Genomic DNA, 16,985 nt, shown 5'->3' with positions numbered 1-16,985 from the left:
GGCCTCCAGGTACGACGGACCGGGGGTGCGCAGCGGCGCCGCGAGGGACGTCGGACGGCTCCGACGCCGGGTGGTCGTCGGGAGGGGGCAACGAGGACATGGCAGGAAACGGTGACCGTGCCGAGACCTGGACGTCGGAGCTCCGTGAGCAGCAGGCGACGCTCGGTGCCGATCTCGGCCCCGCCGACCCGGCCGCGTACACCATGCGCAAGCCGATCCCCGAACCCATGCCGACCGACCGGCACGGCCCGGCGCGGATCATCGCGATGGCCAACCAGAAGGGCGGCGTCGGCAAGACCACGACGACCATCAACCTGGGCGCGGCCCTGGCCGAGTACGGCCGCAAGGTGCTGCTCGTCGACTTCGACCCGCAGGGCGCCCTCTCCGTCGGGCTGGGCGTCAACCCGCACAACCTGGACCTGTCGGTCTACAACCTGCTGATGCAGGACGACGTCACCGCCGAGGACGTCCTCATCAAGACCGACGTGGCCGGGCTGCACCTGCTGCCCGCCAACATCGACCTCTCCGCCGCCGAGATCCAGCTGGTCAACGAGGTCGCCCGGGAGATGGCCCTGGCGCGGGTGCTGCGGACCATCCGCAAGGAGTACGACTTCATCCTGATCGACTGCCAGCCCTCGCTGGGCCTGCTGGCGATCAACGCGCTGACCGTCGCGCACGGCGTGCTCATCCCGCTGGAGTGCGAGTTCTTCAGTCTGCGCGGTGTGGCGCTGCTGCTCGACACCATCGACAAGGTGCGCGAGCGGCTCAACTTCGACCTGGAACTCGAAGGCATCCTCGCCACCATGTACGACAGCCGCACCACCCACTGCCGCCAGGTGCTCCAGCGGGTGGTCGAGGCGTTCGGCGACAAGGTCTACCAGACCGTCATCACCAAGACGGTGAAGTTCCCCGAGTCCACGGTGGCCGGTGCACCGATCACCACCCTCGACCCGGCCTCCTCCGGCGCGCGCAACTACCGGCAGCTCGCCCGGGAGGTCATCGCCGCCCAGGCGGACCGGTAGGGCGCACGCCGGCCGCCCGCCGCGTCGTCTACGGTTTCCCGGTGACCGCACCGCCCCTCGACCCGCCGCACGGCCCCGGCGACCCCGCCGTCGCCGCGGAGCTGGCCGCCGAGGTCGACGGTGTGGTGCCCGCCGAGCCGGGCACCGGCGAACAGACGAGTGGCTTCACGGTCCGGCTCGACAACTTCACCGGCCCGTTCGACCTGCTGCTCCAGCTGATCAGCAAGCACAAGCTGGACGTCACCGAGGTCGCGCTGCACAAGGTCACCGACGAGTTCATCGCGTACCTGCGCGCCATGGGCGACCAGTGGGACCTGGACGAGACGAGCGAGTTCCTGCTCGTCGCCGCGACACTGCTGGACCTGAAGGCGGCCCGGCTGCTGCCCTCGGCCGAGGTCGAGGACGAGGAGGACCTGGCGCTGCTGGAGGCGCGGGACCTGCTGTTCGCCCGGCTGCTGCAGTACAAGGCGTACAAGGAGGCCGCCGCGCACATCGCCGAGCTGGAGGCGGTCGGCGGCCGGCGCTACCCGCGGGCGGTCACACTCGAACCGCGGTACGCCGAGGCGCTGCCCGACCTGGTGCTCGGCATCGGTCCGGAGCGGCTGCGCACGCTCGCGGTCAAGGCGATGAGCCCGAAACCGGTGCCCGAGGTCTCGATCGCCCACGTGCACATGGTCCGGGTCAGTGTCCGGGAACACGCCGGCATCATCGCCGACCGGCTGCGCCGCGCCGGGGTCGCCACGTTCTCGCTGCTCTGCGCCGACTGCGAGATGACGCTCGAGGTGGTGGCCCGGTTCCTGGCGCTGCTGGAGCTGTACCGGCAGGGGCTTGTGGCGTTCGTGCAGGAGCAGGCGCTGGAGGAACTCACTGTCCGCTGGACCGGCCCGGCCGACGGCGATGCCGAGCTGACGGTCGACGAGTACGCCGGCAGCCCCGAACCCACGACCACGTCCGTCCCCGCTGCGCCGGCCGACGACTCGGCTGCTCCGGCCGAGGACGCTGCCGCGGTGGCCGGCGATGCCGCCGAATCCGCTGGCGCCGTGCCGGGCGACGTCGCCGCAGCCGCCGCATCCGACGCCGCCGTGCCCACCGAGACGGCGGACGAACCCGCACCGACGCAGGAGTGAACGGATGAGCGACGAGGAACGGCGCGACTCCCTGGCCGACCAGGCCGCCGCCTGGGTGCCCCCGTGGGAGCGCCCCGCCCCGCCCAAGCCGGCGCCGGACGACTCCGACCCGCCCGCCGAGCACCCGGACCTCGAGATCGCGGACACCGCCGGTTACCGGGAAGCAGATCTCGACGCGACACCGGATTCCTCGGCGGATCTTGGAAGCGAAGGGCCCCCAGAGGGGCCCATTCCTTCCAAGATCGCCACAACCGGCCCAGCCACGCCGGATCTTGGTACGGGAGCGCCCTTTGAAGGGCGGGACCGTACCAAGATCTCGGGAGAGGTGGGGGACGACGTCGGCATGCCCGCGCGGGACGCGGAGCAGCGGGCGGGCGGGGGAGCGGGGGCTGACGGCGTACCCCCTAAGCGGGGACGGCGGCGGGCCGTGCCGGAACCGGCGCCCGCGCCCGTCCTGGACGACGCGGAGCTGCGCGGCGCCCTGGAGGCGATCCTGCTCGTGGTGGACCAGCCGGTCAGCGAGCTGGTCCTGGCCGAGATCCTCGAACAGGCGCCGGAACGGGTCGGCGCGATGCTCGACGAGATCGCCGCCGGATACACAGCGGCCGGGCACGGGTTCGACCTGCGCCGGGCCGCGGGTGGCTGGCGTCTCTACACCCGGCCGGAATACGCGACGTACGTGGAACGGTTCGTACTGGACGGGCAGTCCGTGCGGCTGACCCAGGCCGCGCTGGAGACCCTCGCCGTGGTTGCCTACCGGCAGCCGGTGACCCGTTCGCGCATCTCGGCCATCCGGGGTGTCAACTGCGACGGGGTGCTCCGTACCCTGGTGGGTCGCGGCCTGGTCGAGGAGTGCGGCACCGAAGCGGACAGCGGCGCCTACCTCTACCGGACCACCACCATGTTCCTGGAGAAGCTGGGGCTGAACTCGGTGGACGACCTGCCGCCGCTCGCCCCGTTCCTTCCCGACGACGTAGAAGAGCTTGCCGATGCGACGCGATGACCGTGCCCCGAAGCCCGACGCCCCCGTGTACGAGGGCGCCGAGCGCCTCCAGAAGGTGCTCGCCGCCGCGGGGGTGGGTTCCCGGCGCGCCTGTGAAGACCTGATCTTCCGGCGCCGGGTCACAGTCAACGGGCGGGTGGCGCAGCTCGGCGACAAGGCCGACCCGGCCCGCGACGTGATCGTCGTCGACGGAGAGCGGCTCCAGGCCGACGTCCGCCTGGTCTACGTGGCGATGAACAAGCCGCGCGGGGTGGTCACCACCATGGCCGACGAGAAGGGCCGCACCGAGCTCGCCGACTTCATCGGCGCGCGACTGGAGCAGCGGGTCTACCACGTCGGGCGACTGGACGCCGACAGCGAGGGCCTGCTCCTGCTCACCAACGACGGCACCCTCGCCCACAAGCTCATGCACCCGTCGTACGAGGTACTCAAGACCTACCTCGCCGAGGTGGCCGGGCCGATCCCGCGCAACCTGAGCAAGCGGCTGACCGCCGGCGTCGAGCTGGAGGACGGGCCGGTGAAGGTCGACGGGTTCAAGCTGGTCGACACGCTTGGCAAAACCGCCCAGGTGGAGCTGACCCTGCACGAGGGGCGCAAGCACATCGTCCGGCGCCTGATGGCCGAGGTGGGACACCCGGTGAGCCGTCTGATCCGTACCTCGATCGGTCCGATCAAGCTCGGCGACCTGCGCACCGGGCGGATGCGGCGGCTGACCAACGCGGAGGTCGCCGCCCTGTTCAAGGCCGTGGGTGACTGACCCCGACGATCGGGGTACGGCTCCCGGTAGGCTTCGACGCGGTCCGCGGGCCGGCACACGCCGGCCCGGTGGGACGCCCGCGCGGCGCGGGCATGATTCAAGACGGAACATCCGCTCAACGGCGCCCGGCAAACCGGGCGACCCGCGAGGTACGGGCTGAGGAGGACAACGGTGGAGGAAAACGTACCGGCCGGGCGATGCGTGGTCGCTGTGGACGGGCCGTCCGGTTCGGGTAAGTCCACCGTGTCGCGGCGACTGGCCACGGGCCTCGGCGCCCGCTACCTCGACACCGGCGCCATGTACCGGGCGCTGACCTGGGCGGTCCTGCGCTCCGGCGTGGAACTCACCGACGCCGAGTCGGTGGCAAAGGTCGCCGCCGAGGCCGACCTCCGCATCGGCACCGACCCCCAGGGGTACGCCGTGACAGTCGACGGCACCGACGTGTCCACCGCCATCCGCGGCGCCGAGGTGACCGGAGCCGTCTCCGCGGTGGCCGCCGTCGCCGCCGTACGCGAGCTGCTCGTGGACCGGCAGCGGCGGGTGATCGCCGACGCGGGCCGGATCGTGGTCGAAGGCCGGGACATCGGCTCGGTGGTCGCGCCGGACGCGGACCTGAAGGTGTACCTGACCGCCTCCGAGGCGGCGCGCGCGAAGCGGCGCAGCGCCGAGGACGCCGCCGACGTCGCGGCGACCGCCGCCGACCTGGCCCGCCGGGACCGGCTCGACTCGACCCGCAAGGTCAACCCGCTGCAGCAGGCCCCCGACGCGGTGGTGCTGGACACCACCGAGCTGGGCATCGACGAGGTCGTGGCGCGTCTGCGGGACATGCTCACCGAGCGGGGTGCCGCGTGAGCGAGGACTTCGAAGGCTGGGTGGAGTTGCGCGAGCCGGAGGCCGACTCCGGTGAGCCGACCGGCCCGCAGCCCGTGGTGGCAGTGGTCGGCCGCCCCAACGTCGGCAAGTCCACGCTCGTCAACCGCATCATCGGCCGTCGGCAGGCGGTCGTGGAGGACATCCCCGGCGTGACCCGGGACCGGGTGCCCTACGACGCGCAGTGGAACGGCCGGGCGTTCACAGTCGTGGACACCGGCGGCTGGGAACCCGACGCCAAGGACCGGGCCGCGGCCATCGCCGCCCAGGCCGAGATCGCGGTGGTCACCGCCGACGTGGTGCTGTTCGTGGTGGACGCCATGGTCGGCTCGACCGACGTGGACGAGGCCGCGGTGAAGATGCTGCGCCGCAGCGCCAAGCCGGTGATCCTGGTCGCGAACAAGGCCGACAACACCACCATCGAGATGGAGGCGACCTCGCTGTGGTCGCTCGGCCTCGGTGAGCCGTTCCCGGTGTCGGCGCTGCACGGCCGCGGCTCCGGCGACCTGCTCGACGCCATCCTGGACGCGCTACCAGAGGCGCCGAAGATCGTGGAGAACCGGCCGCGCGGCCCGCGCCGGGTAGCCCTGGTCGGCCGCCCCAACGTCGGCAAGTCCAGCCTGCTCAACCGTTTCTCCGGCGAGGAGCGGGCGGTCGTCGACTCGGTCGCGGGCACCACAGTCGACCCGGTCGACAGCCTGGTCGAGATCGGCGGCGAGACGTGGCAGCTGGTCGACACCGCCGGTCTGCGCAAGCGGGTCGGCAAGGCCAGCGGCACCGAGTACTACGCCAGCCTGCGCACCGCCTCGGCGATCGAGGCGGCCGAGGTCGCCGTGGTGCTGATCGACTCCAGCGAGGTGATCAGCGAGCAGGACCAGCGGATCCTCACCATGGTGGTCGAGTCCGGCCGGGCGCTGGTCATCGCGTTCAACAAGTGGGACCTGGTCGACGGCGACCGCCGCTACTACCTGGACAAGGAGATCGACCGGGAGCTGCGACGCATCCCCTGGGCGATCCGGCTGAACCTGTCCGCGAAGACCGGCCGCGCCGTCGACAAGCTCGCGCCCGCGCTGCGCAAGGCCCTGGCCAGCTGGGAGACGCGCATCCCGACCGCGCAGCTCAACCAGTGGCTCACCGCGCTGGTCCAGGCCACCCCGCACCCGGTACGCGGCGGACGCGCGCCACGCATCCTGTTCGCCACCCAGGCCGGGGCGGCGCCGCCGCGGTTCGTGCTGTTCACCACCGGGCCGCTGGACGCCGGCTACCAGCGCTTCGTCGAGCGCAAGCTCCGCGAGGAGTTCGGCTACGAGGGCAGCCCGATCGAGATCTCGGTACGCCCGCGCAAGAAGCTCGGCCCCGGTGGCCGAGGCAAGGCCCACGGCTGACCCTCTGGTCGCCGCTTGTTGCCGCACGCCACCCTCCTAGGACGCTCTAGGGGGTGTGGCGCGCGGCGCGGGAGGGGCCTCTGCGCACGGTGCGAAGATCCTGCGCTAAGCTGTACCGGCTGCCGCGGGGGAGACCTGGCGGGGGCATCGGGACGTGGCGCAGCTTGGTAGCGCACTTGACTGGGGGTCAAGGGGTCGTCGGTTCGAATCCGGCCGTCCCGACCAAAGAAAAAGCCCTGACCAGCGGGAACACTGGTCAGGGCTTTGACTTTCTTCGATGGAGATTTGAACCGCCCCCCGAAAACCCCCCGTTTACGCGGTGCGGCAACCAAGTTCATCATCGGTGTGCATCGTTGTCTCCTGGCGACGATCCTTGGGTGCTCGGGTGGCTGCCGAGCCGTTCGAGGATGCCGGACACGTCTGGGGCTTGTACCGGCTTGGCGATGTAGTAGGTGTCGGTGACCTCCTCGCTGGAGTGCCCGAGTTGCGCTGCCGCGCTCTTGGTATCGATCTCCTCCTTGATGAGGGTGGCGACGGTCTTTCGGAAGGTGTGCGGGGTGACCCAGTCGAGGTCGGCTTCGGCGCGGGCCTGGCGCCACTGACGGCGGACGTTGTTGGGGGAGAGCCAGGTGCCTCGTCGGGAAGCGAAGATCGCGTCGTGGGGGTTGTTCGCGGCGGTGAGTTTGCGGGCCATGAGCATGCCGACCGCGAACCGGGGGAGGACGACCCTCCGGTAGCCGGCGTCGCTCTTGGTCCAGGGCTGTCGGAAGAAGCCCTGGCTCTTGATGAAGACCAGCGTTCCGCAGATCGTCAGGGTTGGTCGTTCGGCGGCGAGGTCCAGGTCCTCCCAGCGGAGGGCGAGGATCTCGCCGATACGGGCGCCGGTGGCGAGCATGAGGTCGACGACGTCGGCCAGGTCGCCGCTGTGCCGAGGCCCGGGCTTACCAGGGATCGGTCGCTGCCATTCGCGGATCGCCGTACGGACGGCTTGGAGTTGCTCGGCGGACAGGACGACGACGGTGCGGCGGGGTTTGCGGAGCCGGCCGGTGTCGCGGACCGGGTTGGTGGGGATGGCGCCGTGGCGTACGGCCAGAGCGAACATCTGACTGAGTACCACCTTCACGCCTTTGGCGGCTGAAGGGCGGTCCTTGGCGATGTCGCGCAGGAACCGGTCGAGGCGTCCGACGCTGGCTTCCCGGACTCGGAGGTTGCCGAGGGCGGGCAAGATCGAGGTGCGGACGCTGGTCGCGTATCGGTGGATGGTCTGTGGCGCGATGCGCTCCTCGGCGGTGATCTCTTCGACCCACAGTTCGGCGAGGGCACTGATGCGCGTTTCGCGGGTGATCTCGTCGTCGGTGGGGGTGGCACGGTCGCGGAGTTTGACCTTCAAGGCCCGTTCGGCGGCCGGCCCGGTGGTGTCGGTGGCCTCGATGTCGCGGGTGATGCCGTCGTAGTCGCGGAACCGGGCGCGTGCCCGGAATCTCTTCGGACCGAGTTTCTCGATCCGGATTTTTCCGGAGGTGCCGATGGCCAGTTCAGGTCGGGCCATGGTTCACCGCTCCGCGTCGGTGTGGTCTTCGAGCCAGCGCTCGACCTCGCTGCGCCGGTAGCGCAGGGTGTTGCCGACGCGGATGGCGCGAGGGCCCTTGCCTCGGCTGTGCCATGCGTAGAGGGTGTTCTTGGGCTTGCCCAACCAGGCCGCGAGGTCGTCGATGGTCAGGAGCGGGTCTGGCCGCCATTCGGAGGCGGCGGGGCCGTTCATCGCCCGTCCAGGACGTCGGTCGAACCGGGCTGCCAGCGCCGCGTCGTGCGGTTGGCAGTCGGCCGGCGTTCGTCGGCACCTGGTCTGAATTCCGGGCCGGTTCGGGGTCGGGGCGGGCATGGATCATGCTTCCTTTTGTTGGCCCGGCGCTGCTGGGGCCGGGGGTGAACGGGGCCGTCGCTATGACCCGCGGGTGCGGCATCTGACAGCTGTGGCCGTCTATCCAGCCGTTGTGTCCCCCATGGGTCAAGCCAAGGGCTGGGCTCGTCCTCGAAGAGGCATGGCAGGCTCGGTGTCGATCGCGGACGGACGGCGTCCCCCTGGTCCTGCGGACCGCTGGATGGCGGGCAGAGGGCGTCAGTCGAGCCCTCGCTCGCCGGTTGCGAGACGCGGTGCGTCCCCGTACCGAGCTGGGTGTGGAAACGCGCGATCCGGGTCGCGGTGCTCGCGCACCCGGTCATCTCGATGCAGATTGGGAAGCTCTGGAGTGTTCTCATCGTCAATTGCCTTTCGGTCAGGCTGATGTGTGGGTTGGTGCTGGTCGTGGTCTGCGATATCCGGGCGCGTGGAACCGGTGACCTCCTTGCTCCAGAGGGCATGCGCGGATGGCCCGCCGAGCAGAGAGGCTCGGCAGGCTGGCTAGTTTGAATGGACGGCCCGCCGATCTCGGCGGGCCGTCATCTGTTGGAGCGCTGCCTGGTGCTCACCCCGGTGGCGCCGTCATTTGCCGGACAGGGGTGAGTCCCGAGGGTTAGCGCCGGTGTTTGCTCTGACGACTCGTCAGGCTGTGTGGCTGCTGCCCGCGAGCCGGCGCAATGCCTGCCCGGCACCGGGGTAGGCGAGCCGCAATGTGTAAGCGGCGAGTTGAACGGCCCACCAGGTGAGGGCGACGAGGTAACCGACCAGCAGAGCGCTGCTGGTATCGCTGGTGAAGACGATGGCGTAGCCGATGGCGAGGCCGGGGACCGTGATGGTGCGGGTGGTGCGGCTTCGGCTGGTGGTCAGGGCGGTGGCGATGCCGAGCAGTGCCGCTCCGGCGCTGCCGATGAGGCCGGGCATGCCAGTCAGGTCGACCGGTGGGGTGAGGGTGATCGCCGCGCGCATGAGACAGATACCGGTGGCGGCGATGGCGGCGGGCAGGGCCGCCGGACGGGTGCGCGCGAGCCAGTCGGACAGGTGCGGAGCCGCGATGCGGGGAGCGGTGGCGGCGATGATCGCCGCGCAGGCGGCGAGGGGGAGTGCGGAGCCGAGCGTCCATTTCAGGTATGGCTCATAGCCGAACTGGACGGCGGTGCCGGTGGCGAGGCCGTAGAGGGCGGCGGCGGTTGATCCGCCGACGGCGGCGGCGAGGTATCCGCGTCGGATGAGGTGGCCGGTGGTGGGTTCGGAGGTGGCTGCGTCGGTGGTGCCGGCGAGCCAGGTGGTGGGGGCGAGGTGCGCCACGGCGAATGCGGTGAGCATGGTGAGGGCACCGGCGACGCCCAGTTGAGGCAGGGAGAGGCGGACGCCGACGACCTGGACGGAGTAGGTCGTGACGATGTCCGCGGTGAGGATAGTCTGTAGGAGCACGGTGAGCGAGCAGACGCCCAGGATGATGGCGCTGGTCAGGTCACGGACGCGGAGCCGAACACGTGGCAGCGCGGTGTCGTTGGCGGTGCTTGCTGTCTGGTGATGGGCTGCGGTGAGCGCGAGGGCGCCGTCAGCGAGGGCGTGGGAGTGACCGTCGAGGGCGATCGGAGTGTGCCCGGTGACGGCCACGAGGCGTTCCTGCAGGCCCGGGATTGCTCTGGCTTCCCGGTGGATCACGTGGCTGAGGTGCTGCTGGCCGATGTCGGCGGCGTCGAGGATGCCTTGGACCGCATTGGCGGCATCGTCGAGGAGGGGCTGCGCTGCGGCGGTGACATCGTCGCGGGTCAGAACGGCCGGTGGGCGGGGCGAGGGCAGGAGAACGGGTGCGCGTTCCTGAGTGGAGAGGGCGGTCCTGGCCTGGCGGATGGACTCCAGCAGTGCCGCGTCGGCTGGCTCGGGTATGGCCCCTCTTTCGGTTCGTTGTGGGGGGTCGTCTGCGATGCTACGGGTCAAGAGGTGCTGCGCGAGGTCTCGGTCCAGGTCGCGGCTCGGGCTCACCTGGCGGGTGGCGAGTTCCTCGTACCCGTCGGGGCTGACTTGCAGGACGGTCAACGTGATTGGACGCCGATCGGCGTCGCAGATCAGCAGACATGAGCCATCCGGGACGTGGCCGGCGGTCGCGTAAGCGGCGAGTGCTGCTGGCGCGGTGACCATGGCCGGTGCGGGGAGGCCCGCCCGGGCTGCCGCGTCGGTGAGATGCCCCCGTCGGCGCGGTCCCCAGGCCGACGGGATGGTCACGGTCAGAGCGGCGACCGGTACGGCGACTTGGCGGACTGCCTGGTCAGCGACGTACCACAGCTGCCCGGCGAGCAGCTGTACGGCGTCCACCGGCGGCTCGGCGTCAGCCGCGTGCAGGAGGCCCACCGGGTCGCGGATGAACTGGTGACCTACCGAGGGCTCCGGCAGCCCGCTGACGCCGGGGTGTAGTTGACCGGCGGGGTCGATCACGATGCCGTGCGGCATGACGATGCGGCCGTTGAGCAGGACGGGGATCCGGGTGCCATCGCGGTCGACGGTGGCGGCGATTGCCGACGACGTGAGATCGATCGATAGTCGCGTGCCCCCGCTTGGCATGCGAGGCAGTCTCTCCCGACCGGGGCGTAGATCGTCAACCACGTTCCCGTCCCGTGATCGATTGTGCGCGCATGGTGAGAATCCTTCCTGAGGAGATGGCCCTCGATGGGTATCGCCGTGTATGCGAGAGGAAAGGGATCTACCAAGCGGGGGGACGGACAGGATGTCGCAGCAATCCCCGGACAGCGGCAACCGGCTAGGGCCTGTCCTGTCGATCATGGAAGCCAGATGATGGCGGCGATGAGGATCAGGCTGGCTCGGTAGAGGGATGCGCGTTTGGCGTAGCGGGTGGCCAGGTCACGCCATTGCTTGAGTCGGTTGAAGCAGCGTTCCACGACGTTGCGTTTGCGGTAGGTCGCCTTGTCGAAGGCGGGTGGTCGCCCGCCGGTGCTGCCCTTGGCGGCGCGGCGGGCGATCTGGTCGCTGCGTTCGGGGATGACGTGCCGGATCCCGCGTTGGCGCAGGGCTCGACGGGTGGAGTCATGGGCGTAGCCCTTGTCCGCGATCAGCACGTCCGGACGTTTGCGGGGCCGGCCCGGTCCGGGCTGGTTGACGCGGATCGCGTCGAGCAGGGCGAGGAGCTGGGGGTTGTCGCCGGCCTGGCCCGGGGTGAGCAGGATCGACAACGGCCGGCCGCGTCCGTCGACTGCGAGGTGGATTTTCGTGCTCAGTCCTCCGCGTGATCGGCCGATGGCCTCGCCATCTTGCGCACCAGGCGTCGCCGGACTTGTCGGGGAGCCCCCTTTTTGCGGGCGCCAGCGGCATGCTGATGCGCCCGCACGATCGACGAGTCGATGCTGATCGTCCACTGCACCGGTGTGCCGTCGTCGTGCACCTGCGCCGCCGCGAGGATCCGATCCCATGTCCCGTCGGCGCTCCACCGACGCAGCCGCTCATGGCAGGTCTTCCACGGCCCGAAACGTTCGGGCAGGTCACGCCACGGCGCACCCGTGCGCAGCTTCCACAAAATCCCGTTGATGACCTGCCGGTGATCTCGCCACCGCCCACGAGCACCGCCCGGCTCCGGTAGCAGCGGCGCGATCACCGCCCACGCCTCATCGGTCAACTCACCACGACGCACCACCGACACATCGTCAACGACCAACCCCTACAAGATCGGCAGGACACGCCCTAGCCGAATACGCGCGTCCCACGGTGTATGTCCCGCCCGTGTCGACACCGCCGCGCCACACAGCGGGGCGTATGTCCTCCGTGATCCGACCAGTCCGGGCCACCGTGTCCACAGCCGTGTTCCTGGCCGGGGTACCGGCGTTGCTGGTGTCCCTTGACGGGAACCCGCTGCGGAGGTGGCCGTCGTGGACGCAGGTGGTGGCATGGTTTGATCAGCCGAACGAACGGTTCACCTCGACCGTCCTGGCCGGCGCGGCTGTCTGGGCGGTGTGGCTGTTGTGGGCCATGCTCGCGCTGCTGCTGATCGCCGAGCTGATCGCGCTGGTAACCCGATGGCGGATCCCGGTGTTACGGCTTCCCGCTTCACTGCACCGGCTCGTGTTTGGCCTGGCCGGCACCGCGGCGATCGCCGTCACCTCCGTCGGCCAACTGAACACCGGCGGCGTTCGACCACCGGCGGCCGTCGACGCGGCCGAGGCAGCGGCTGTTCCTCAGCAAGCTCTCGCGCAGGGGCCGGCACTGATTCAGGTCGGCAACACCCGCTACCTGTATACCGTCGAGCGACACGACACCCTGTCGAAGATCGCCAAGCAGTGGCTCGGTGACGCCGGCCGCTGGCCGGAAATCTGCCGCATGAACAAGCATCGCCACTTCCCCCAGGTCGGCGGCACACTGCGTGACTGCGACTTGATCTACCCGGGCTGGGAACTGCGGCTACCCGCCGATGCCCAACCCCCACAGACCGCCATCCCGGGCCGCCGCCCGCGCTCACCGCGACCTGGCACCGTCGCACCCTCCCCACCGCGGAGCAACCCGCCGGAAGCCCCGCAGCCCACCGATCCACCCACACCGGACATCCACGAGACGGCCGCCACGCCCAGGAGCTCTTCGCCGACCACACCCACCGCACCGGATTCCGGGTCACCCACCGACGCTCCCACGCGGCCTTCGTCCTCGCCGGAAGCCGACGGCGCGCAACGCCCGCAGGACGCCGACCACCAGCGGGGTCTGCAGCTGACCTCCGCGGAGTGGCTGCCCTGGTCCCTCGCCGCCGCCATCAGCGCGGCAGCTGCCCTGGTGTGGCGACAGCGCCGGCGCCGCTACACCGGTGACCTCCACGACGACCCACCCACTCACCTGCCGCCCTCGGTGGCCGAGCTACGCCGTGCCGTGGCCCGAAACCCCGAACTCCCGCACCCGACGACGGGCCACCAGTGGCCGCCCTTGTCCCGCTGCCGTCCGGTGGCGTCGGCCTCGTCGGCGACGGCGCAGCTCCCGCCGCACGCGCGACCCTCGTAGCAGTGCTGGCTTCCGGCGACCCGCAACACCCCAACGCGCGCGGCGAAGTCGTCATCGACGCCGCCACCCTCACCACGCTGCTCGGCACCGAAATGACGACCGTCAGCCCATGGCCGCGCCTGCACATCACCGACACCCTCGACGACGCCCTCACCACGATCGAGACCCTGCTGCTGCACCGCAGCCGCCTTCTCGACGAACAGACGTTGACCGACCCCGATGAGCAGCAACAACCTAAGGCTCCGGAAGTAGAGGTTCTGTCTCCGGTCGTCCTCATCACAGAGACACCAGCCGCAGCAGCCGCAGCCCGCGTCAAAGCGGCTCTGGCCGCGGGCGCCAGCAGGCAGGTGTTCGGGGTACTGCTCGGTGAGTGGCACCCCGGCGTCACCATTGACGTAGCCCCAGGCGGACAGACCACCCTCATATCCGGTCAGCCAACCGAACCGCTACCGCCGCGCCTGCCCGTGCTCGAACCCACCACAGCGATCCAGACCCTGACCACGCTGCGAGAAGCACAAACCGGAGAACCTCCAGCGACAACCTCGCCAGCGAGACCGGCCACGGTCATTGCCCTGCAGGCCAGCCGCAACGCCACCGCACCTCAGGACCAGCCCGCGCCGACCCCAACCCCCTCCGACACCGTCGCCGGGAAGGCCCGACTTCGAGTGCTCGGAACGCCGCGGATCGAGGACATCACCAAACCGGGCCGACCGCTGCGGGCCAAAGCCCTCGAACTCGCCGTCTTCCTGGCCTGCCACCCCGACGGCGTCACCACCCGCGACATCGGCGAATACCTCGAACCCGACGCCCGCCTCAGCCAAGCCGACCAACGCGTACACACCAACGCCTCAAACCTGCGACACGTCCTCGGCCGCGCCGGCACCGCCGAGACGAAAAACGCCTACGTCATCAAAACCGCCGGCCGGTATCGACTCGACCCGACGACAGTCGACATCGACGTGTGGACTCTCCGAGACCTCATGCGCCGCGCCACCTTCGCCACCGGACCACGACGCCACGAACTCTTGACCGCCGCCTGCGAACTCTACGACGCGCCACTGGCCGAGGGGCAGGACTACGAGTGGCTCCAGCCCCACCGCGAGACGGTACGCCGCTGGGGCACCGAAGCCCACCTACTCCTCGCCGAAGACCTGCTCAAGCCAGACCCGCAGGCCGCATCTGACCTGCTGAACAAAGCCATCGTCCTGGACCGGTACAACGAAGCCCTCTACACCAAGGCTATGCAGGCCCGGTACGCCCTCGGCGATGCGGACGGCATTCGTACTCTTCTGCGCGCCCTGACGAGAGTGCTCGCCGACCTCGACGCTCAACCGAGCGAAGACACGATCGCCCTAGCCGCCCGCCTCGGGGCGGAGGTGGACGACCTGACCTAAACGCGCCACAACGCCACGATCCGGTGTCCAGGGACATGACGGGTCGGGGAGCCGGACGATGCGGACTCGCCACCCACCCTAACGACTCGAGCCTCGGCCTCGGCGGTTCATGGCACTCAGGTGGCGTCCGGATCTGCCGAGAACCGTGCATCTGAATTGCACGACCGAAGCCCTCGCTGGGGGCAATGCCTCCCGGCTGGTCGATGCCAGTCGTGCAGCCAGCCCACGGGCTATGCTTCTGCCCCGATTCACCCCCGGTCGCGTCCGCGCTGGTGGTGTAAGAGACGGCCATCGCGTGATCCGGTCTGATGTTATGCGGCGATCGAGGTCGGGTCGGTCTGGTCGGTGGCGTGTTGGTCTGTGTCGATGGTGATCAGGCGGGCTTTAGCGAGTAGTTCGAGGCCCATGTAGCGGCGTCCTTCGGTCCACTCGTCGGTCTGCTCGGCCAGGACGGCGCCGACGAGGCGGATGATCGCCGCCCGGTTCGGGAAGATCCCGACGACGTCGGTGCGACGGCGGATTTCCTTGTTGAGCCGCTCCTGTGGGTTGTTCGACCAGATCTGGCGCCAGATCTCGCGGGGGAAGCCGGTGAACGCCAGGAGGTCGTCGCGGGCGGCGTCGAGGTGCTCGGCCGCGGCCGGGAACTTCGCTTCGATCGTGGTCACGACCCGGTCGAACTGGGCGCGGACAGCGTCGGCGTCGGGCTGGTCGAAGATCGTGCGGACCAGGGTGGCGATCCACGGCTGCGCCGACTTGGGCACCTTCGTCAGCAGGTTGCGCAGATAGTGGGTCCTGCACCGCTGCCACGAAGCTCCCGGCAAAGCCGCCCCGATCGCGGCCACGAGGCCGGCGTGGGCGTCGGAGATGACCAGGCGGACACCGGACAGGCCTCGGGCGGTCAGGCTGCGCAGGAACGCCAACCAGCCGGCGCCGTCCTCGTCGGAGGCCACGTCCAGGCCCAGCACTTCACGGCCGCCGTCGGCGTTGACCCCAACCGCGATCAGGGCGTGGACGTTGACGGTCCGGCCGTGCTCGCGGACCTTCATCGTCAGGGCGTCCATCCACACAAACGTGTAGTGGGCGGCGTCCAAGGGTCGGTTGCGGAACGCCTCCACCTGCGCGTCCAGATGCGCGGCCATCTCCGAGACCTGCGACTTGGACAGCTGCCGGATCCCGAGCTGCTCGACCAGCTCTCCACCCGCCGAGTCGACACCCCCAGCAGATAGCTCGTGGCCACGACCGAGACCAGGGCCTGCTCGGCCCGACGCCGGTGGGTCAGCAACCACTCCGGGAAGTAGCTGCCGTGTCGCAGCTTCGGGATCGCCAGGTCGATCGTGCCGGCGCGGGTGTCCATTCCCGAGGCCGGTAACCGTTGCGCGAGTTGACCCGCTCATCGCTGCGCTGCCGTACCCGGCGCCGCAGATCGCGTCGGCCTCGGCGGACATCACCGCCTGCACGAACGTCTTGATCATCGCTTGCAACACGTCCGACGACGCGCCCTCGATCTGCTCGCGCAGCAGGTCAACAGGTTCACACTCTCTGAAGCGGCCATCGCGTCCTCTTCTCCTTCTCTGACTTGGTCGTCTTGAAGGATCGACGCGATGGCCGTCTCTCATCTACGCAACACGCCCATCACGGGCAAGTCGTACACCACTCCCGTGGACGCAACCTCACCCCCTGATGCGTGAAGAAGCACTGATGGACGACAGGATCGCCCGGATTCAGGCCAAACTTGCAGCCCTGCCCTCGGCCGAGAAGGCCCGTTCTCAACCCCGCACTCGCCGAGCAGCAGGTCTCGAGCTTCGAGGACCTGCACAGCATCGACTGCCCGAGAATTTAGACAGTTCGTAACCCGCATCGGACATGGCGGATATGGCCCGACCTACGGGCTGCTGCCCATGGACAGGTGGGTACCCCCGCGCACGGGAGTCCACAGTCATCTCGCCGAGCCATTCCCCCTCGTGCCTGACTCGTACGTCTCGCCCTGGTCCGGCGGTGAGGGTGGGCCGACGCTTCCTTTCCCCGGTACGATGGCGGTTGTCTGGGGAGGATGCACCCAATACACCCTGCTTGTCGTCACCGGGTCCGGCCGCGGCCGTCTGGTCGAGGTCGTCGCTGGCAGCGACGTCGTGCCTCACTTCCACACCGATGCGGACTTCCTGGCCTGGTACGAGCGTTGGCTGGACTTCACCCTGGCCGGGCATCGTGATCTGACCTGGTTCTCACACCAGATGGCCGGCGACGAGCAAGAGCTCGTGGACACGCTTATCAACGGCTCATTCGCAACGCGACGCAACGCTGCCGCGTACACGTTCATCACCTATCCCCGGCCAAGCCCATCGCTTCTCGACGTCCTGGCGCAGGCGCTGTCGGCGGAACCACACCCGATCGTACGAAAAACGATCTTGCCTGCGCTGCAGGCGCAGGGTGAGCAGGGCCGTGATCTCCTGCCCGCAGCGCTGACAGATCCAGTACCCGACGTCGACGCCTCGCGGCGATCCTCATGACCACCAACACCCGGCAAGGCATGCG

At 69.6% G+C, this 16,985-nt stretch carries 13 protein-coding genes, 1 tRNA gene and 1 pseudogene; 10 read left to right on the top strand and 5 right to left on the bottom strand.

Features of this window, described 5'->3' with window-relative positions:
* Positions 1 to 98: 98 nt before the first annotated feature.
* The 7 genes from FHX31_RS18675 (at position 99) to FHX31_RS18645 (ending at position 6,389) form a co-directional block, all read left to right on the top strand.
* The gene (locus FHX31_RS18675; RefSeq protein ID WP_013285595.1) at positions 99 to 1,022 is read left to right on the top strand and encodes a ParA family protein; all 924 of its coding nucleotides are present in this window, start codon (positions 99 to 101) and stop codon (positions 1,020 to 1,022) included.
* Positions 1,023 to 1,123: 101 nt separating this feature from the next.
* Complete coding sequence (locus FHX31_RS18670; protein WP_221489021.1) at positions 1,124 to 2,149, top strand: segregation and condensation protein A; 1,026 nt, start codon at positions 1,124 to 1,126, stop codon at positions 2,147 to 2,149.
* Positions 2,150 to 2,153: 4 nt separating this feature from the next.
* Positions 2,154 to 3,152: an SMC-Scp complex subunit ScpB gene (gene scpB / locus FHX31_RS18665; protein WP_184976913.1), complete on the top strand. Its 999-nt coding sequence runs from the start codon at positions 2,154 to 2,156 to the stop codon at positions 3,150 to 3,152.
* Positions 3,139 to 3,909, top strand: a complete 771-nt coding sequence (locus tag FHX31_RS18660) for a pseudouridine synthase (RefSeq protein WP_030274358.1) — start codon at positions 3,139 to 3,141, stop codon at positions 3,907 to 3,909. The genes scpB and FHX31_RS18660 overlap by 14 nt, the downstream gene beginning before the upstream one ends.
* A 171-nt stretch (positions 3,910 to 4,080) precedes the next feature.
* The gene (gene cmk / locus FHX31_RS18655) at positions 4,081 to 4,761 is read left to right on the top strand and encodes a (d)CMP kinase (protein WP_013285599.1); all 681 of its coding nucleotides are present in this window, start codon (positions 4,081 to 4,083) and stop codon (positions 4,759 to 4,761) included.
* Entirely contained in the window at positions 4,758 to 6,164 is a 1,407-nt protein-coding gene (gene der, locus FHX31_RS18650) for a ribosome biogenesis GTPase Der (protein WP_013285600.1), read from the top strand. The genes cmk and der overlap by 4 nt, the downstream gene beginning before the upstream one ends.
* 148 nt (positions 6,165 to 6,312) lie before the next feature.
* Positions 6,313 to 6,389 (top strand) — tRNA-Pro (locus FHX31_RS18645).
* A 112-nt stretch (positions 6,390 to 6,501) separates the two neighbouring features.
* Here the strand turns inward: FHX31_RS18645 and FHX31_RS18640 are convergent.
* The 4 genes from FHX31_RS18640 to FHX31_RS18625 form a co-directional block, all read right to left on the bottom strand.
* Positions 6,502 to 7,713: a tyrosine-type recombinase/integrase gene (locus tag FHX31_RS18640; RefSeq protein ID WP_184976912.1), complete on the bottom strand. Its 1,212-nt coding sequence runs from the start codon at positions 7,711 to 7,713 to the stop codon at positions 6,502 to 6,504.
* 3 nt (positions 7,714 to 7,716) lie between these two features.
* Positions 7,717 to 7,926 (bottom strand): helix-turn-helix transcriptional regulator, encoded by a 210-nt coding sequence (locus tag FHX31_RS18635; protein ID WP_030504821.1) that lies wholly within the window; start codon positions 7,924 to 7,926, stop codon positions 7,717 to 7,719.
* A 780-nt stretch (positions 7,927 to 8,706) separates the two neighbouring features.
* On the bottom strand, positions 8,707 to 10,629 hold the full coding sequence (locus FHX31_RS18630) for an Hsp70 family protein (protein ID WP_184976911.1): 1,923 nt from the start codon (positions 10,627 to 10,629) through the stop codon (positions 8,707 to 8,709).
* Between the two features lie 215 nt (positions 10,630 to 10,844).
* Positions 10,845 to 11,710 (bottom strand): IS5 family transposase gene (locus FHX31_RS18625; RefSeq protein ID WP_013474031.1). Its coding sequence is split into 2 segments (ribosomal slippage): positions 10,845 to 11,377 and positions 11,377 to 11,710, totalling 867 coding nucleotides; the frame shifts between segments, so codons are not numbered across the junction.
* A gap of 167 nt (positions 11,711 to 11,877) precedes the next feature.
* Here FHX31_RS18625 and FHX31_RS32765 point away from each other — a divergent pair.
* Positions 11,878 to 13,059 carry a LysM peptidoglycan-binding domain-containing protein gene (locus FHX31_RS32765; RefSeq protein ID WP_402884146.1) on the top strand — a complete coding sequence of 394 codons (1,182 nt, stop codon included), beginning with the start codon at positions 11,878 to 11,880 and terminating at the stop codon, positions 13,057 to 13,059.
* 2 nt (positions 13,060 to 13,061) lie between these two features.
* Complete coding sequence (locus FHX31_RS32760) at positions 13,062 to 14,453, top strand: AfsR/SARP family transcriptional regulator (protein ID WP_402884145.1); 1,392 nt, start codon at positions 13,062 to 13,064, stop codon at positions 14,451 to 14,453.
* Between the two features lie 311 nt (positions 14,454 to 14,764).
* On the opposite strand, the pseudogene FHX31_RS18615 reads toward FHX31_RS32760, so the two are convergent.
* Positions 14,765 to 15,973: pseudogene (locus FHX31_RS18615) on the bottom strand (IS256 family transposase).
* A gap of 510 nt (positions 15,974 to 16,483) precedes the next feature.
* Between FHX31_RS18615 and FHX31_RS18610 the strand changes: the two are divergent.
* On the top strand, positions 16,484 to 16,960 hold the full coding sequence (locus tag FHX31_RS18610) for a hypothetical protein (protein ID WP_184976910.1): 477 nt from the start codon (positions 16,484 to 16,486) through the stop codon (positions 16,958 to 16,960).
* Positions 16,961 to 16,985 lie beyond the last annotated feature (25 nt).

The organism is Micromonospora sp. CNZ286 (genome assembly GCF_014207755.1).
This window is presented reverse-complemented; position numbering and strand designations above follow the sequence as displayed.